This is a genomic window from Pseudorhodobacter sp., from assembly GCF_030452865.1.
Taxonomy (GTDB): Bacteria; Pseudomonadota; Alphaproteobacteria; order Rhodobacterales; family Rhodobacteraceae; genus Pseudorhodobacter.
In genome coordinates this window covers 1-1807 of the sequence record NZ_JAKDLJ010000555.1, presented here as the reverse complement: position 1 = coordinate 1807, position 1807 = coordinate 1, and the positions used below count along the sequence as shown (strand labels likewise).

Annotated in this window: 1 protein-coding gene and 1 pseudogene; both read right to left on the bottom strand. The window is 61.4% G+C overall.

Annotation, left to right across the window (positions count from 1 at the left end):
• Positions 1-216: pseudogene (locus L0H65_RS19350) on the bottom strand (alpha-D-glucose phosphate-specific phosphoglucomutase); the annotation flags it as partial.
• The coding region (glgX, locus tag L0H65_RS19345; RefSeq protein ID WP_301460817.1) for a glycogen debranching protein GlgX at positions 200-1807 on the bottom strand (1608 nt) is incomplete at its 5' end. The gene glgX and the pseudogene L0H65_RS19350, both read right to left, overlap by 17 nt.

The window sequence follows — 1807 nt, the reverse complement described above, 5'->3', positions numbered from 1 at the left end:
CATCGCGACGATGATCTGCACCGCGCGATCATTGTAGAACCGCCCGTCACCGCCAAGAACCAGCACCTTGCCCGCAGCGCCGCCGATTGCCTGAAAGATCGCCTGCACGAAACTTTCCAGATAATGCGGCTGCATGAAAACGCGGGTCTTCTTGCGCAGACCCGAGGTGCCGGGTTTCTGCCCCTCAAACGGGGTGATTTCAACTTTGCGGATCATCGGTAGACTCCTGTGATTGGCGCTTGGCAAAGACGAGCACGGATTGGGCGGGTGCGACAAGGGGCGAAGCGCAGGGGTTATTCGAAGAAAAATCGGGCTGGGTCAAATCGGGGCGCGTGGTGTCGAGGAGCAAATCCCAATCGGCATTTGGTGGTAGGTTCACCTGCTCAGCCTCCCCCCCGTTGAACAACAGGTAGAGTGCTGTGGTATCACCGGCAGCATCCGCCGCCGCGCGCAACTCCAACCCAAGGCAGCGAAACGCCGCATGATGCCAATCCTGCGCGCTCGGCTCCATCCCTGCCGCGTTGCGCCAGATCACATCGCGCAGCCCATCCGCGCGCAAGCCGCCGTGCAGGAACCGGGTCTGGCGAAGGATGGGAAAGCGTTTGCGCAGGTCAATCAACGCAGCGGTAAAGGCCATCAATGCGTGATCGGCACCTTCCCAGGTGATCCAGCCGGTTGGATTGTCCTGTGCATAGGCGTTGTTGTTCCCGGCCTGACTGTTGCCGATCTCATCCCCTGCGAGCAGCATCGGCACCCCTTGCGCCAGCAGCAGTGTCGCCAGCAGGTTGCGTTTGCGCAAGCCGCGCGCATCGCGGATCACCGGGTCATCGCTCGGCCCTTCAACGCCCAGATTGTCGGAATGGTTGTCGCCATGGCCGTCGCGATTGCCCTCGCCATTCGCGAGGTTCCGTTTCACGGTGTATTCGGTCACATCGGACAGGGTGAACCCATCATGCGCCGTGATAAAATTCACCGAAGACGTTGCAGCCCTGTGATCCCGGTCAAACCGCCCGGCACTGCCCAAAAGCCGTTCGGCAAGGTCCGATGCCATGCCGGCATCGCCACGCCAGAACCGCCGCACGCCATCGCGAAAACGGTCGTTCCACTCAGCGAACGGATGCGGGAAATTGCCCAATTGATAGCCGCCGGGGCCGATATCCCACGGCTCCGCGATCAGCTTGACCCGCGCGAGCACCGGGTCTTGCCGGATCGCATCCATCAGGCCCGCACCCGGCGAAAAGCCCTGATCTTCGCGTCCCAATACGGTGCCAAGATCAAAACGAAAGCCGTCGACGCCCATTTCCGCCACCCAAAAGCGCAAACTGTCCATCACCATCCGCAACACCATCGGATGCGAGGTGTTCAAGGTGTTGCCGGTGCCGGTGTCATTGACATAAAAGCGCCCGCCATCGCGCAACCGGTAATAGCTCGCATTGTCGAGCCCGCGATACGCCAGCGTCGGCCCCAACTCATCGCCTTCGCAGGAATGGTTGTAAACCACGTCCAGAATGACCTCGATCCCGGCGGCGTGAAACCCGGCCACCATCTGCCGGAACTCTGCCTGCGCGTCGCGGCGGGCATAACGCATCGAGGGGGCAAAAAAGCCCAGCGTTTGATAGCCCCAGTAATTGCGCAACCCGCGCGACACCAGAAACCGGTCATCAATGAAGCTGTGAACCGGCAACAGTTCAATCGCCGTCACGCCCAACCGCGTGAGATGGTCGAGCATTGGCGCAGAACACAGCCCCGCATAGCGCCCGCGCAACCCCGCCGGGATATCCGGGTGCTGCATCGTCAGGCCTTTGGC